Origin of the sequence: Streptosporangium sp. NPDC006013, assembly GCF_040614275.1 — a bacterium.
GTDB lineage: Bacteria > Actinomycetota > Actinomycetes > Streptosporangiales > Streptosporangiaceae > Streptosporangium.
On sequence record NZ_JBEXUE010000959.1, the window covers coordinates 1 to 1287 of the forward strand.

Annotated in this window: 2 protein-coding genes and 2 pseudogenes; all 4 read left to right on the forward strand. The window is 69.7% G+C overall.

Annotated elements, in window-relative coordinates; translation table 11 throughout:
* Window positions 1-247 (forward strand): annotated as a pseudogene (locus tag ABZ260_RS51235) (nucleoside-diphosphate sugar epimerase); the annotation flags it as partial.
* On the forward strand, window positions 244-642 hold the full coding sequence (locus tag ABZ260_RS51240) for a hypothetical protein (RefSeq protein ID WP_355633292.1): 399 nt from the start codon (window positions 244-246) through the stop codon (window positions 640-642). The pseudogene ABZ260_RS51235 and the gene ABZ260_RS51240, both read left to right, overlap by 4 nt.
* A 37-nt stretch (window positions 643-679) precedes the next feature.
* The gene (gene mobC / locus ABZ260_RS51245) at window positions 680-883 is read left to right on the forward strand and encodes a plasmid mobilization relaxosome protein MobC (protein ID WP_355633294.1); all 204 of its coding nucleotides are present in this window, start codon (window positions 680-682) and stop codon (window positions 881-883) included.
* 296 nt (window positions 884-1179) lie between these two features.
* Window positions 1180-1287: pseudogene (gene rpsH, locus ABZ260_RS51250) on the forward strand (30S ribosomal protein S8); the annotation flags it as partial.

Genomic DNA, 1287 nt, shown 5'->3' on the forward strand with positions numbered 1-1287 from the left:
CATGCATGTGTCGTCAGTGGACACGGTTGGATGCCGGCTGCCGCTCTTGGCGCCGGACATGGGCGGGCCCGAGGTGCGCCCCGCCGCCGATCTGGCCCGCGCTTACGCCCGCTCGCGCCCCAGCCGCCGGCCGGTGGTGTCGGTGCCGATGCCCGGGGCCGGCATCCGCGGCTACCGCGAGGGGGGACATCTCACCCCTGAGCACGCCGACGGCCGCATCACCTTCGAGCAGTTCCTCGCCGCATGAGTGCCCTCACCTGGCTGCGGGCGGGCCTGGCCTTCCTCGCCGTGGCGCAGTTCGCCGTGGGGGGTTGGGCGCTGTTGTTGCCCCGCTCGTTCTTCGACATTCCGTGGGTGGGGATGCGCATGCCGTACAACGCGCATCTGATGATGGACTACGGCGCGATGAGCCTGGCCACGTCGGTGGTGCTGGGCGTGAGCTTTTTCATCGTACGGCGGAGCATGGCCCGTACGGCGCTCGCCGTGTACCTGGTGTTCGCCGCGCCGCACCTAGTGATCCACATCCAGCTGCTGCACCATCTCACGCCCGGCGAACGCGTGCCGTTGCTGGCCGCACTCACGGCGGCCGTCGTGATCCCGCTGGTGCTGCTTCCGCTCACCAGCCGGCTCGAAAAGGCGTAATTCCTCCACTTTTCCACAGAAAGGCGTCTTTGTTGGGGTGCCGTTAAGAAGCGCGATCGGCAACAACGTCAACCAGCTGGCGGCCAAGGCCAACACCGGCCAGGCCCCGGCGGCCGCCGAAGTCGGGGCGACCATGCACGCGGTGCGCCGGGCCACCCACCGGATCGACCTGGTCTTGGCCCAGCTGATTCCCGAGCGGCCCGAAGACGAGGGCGAGGGTCAGGGCGGGGACGGGCGGTGATCAACAAGATCGCCGTCAAGCACGGCCACGACATCGGCGGCCTGATGCGCTACCTGTTCGGTCCGGGCCGCGCCAACGAGCACCGCGACCAGCGGGTGATTGCCGCCGACGAGATCCTGGACGTCGCCGACGGCACCCGCCTGGACGCCCCGCAGCACTGGGAGCGCGTCCTGGAGCTGGGGCACAGGCTCGATGACCACCGGGTCATCGCCAGGATGGCGCCCGAACAGGGCTGGGTGTGGCACTGCGCCATCTCCCTGCCCGCCGAGGAGAGCCTGTCGGATGAGCAGTGGGCGATCGTCGCCCGCGACCTGCCCCGAGTCCTGGGCGGACTGGGCGTCGCGATCATCTCGACGTCCGGCGGTCTCATGACGGACAAGCAGGCCGGCAAGCGTGGAGTGGGC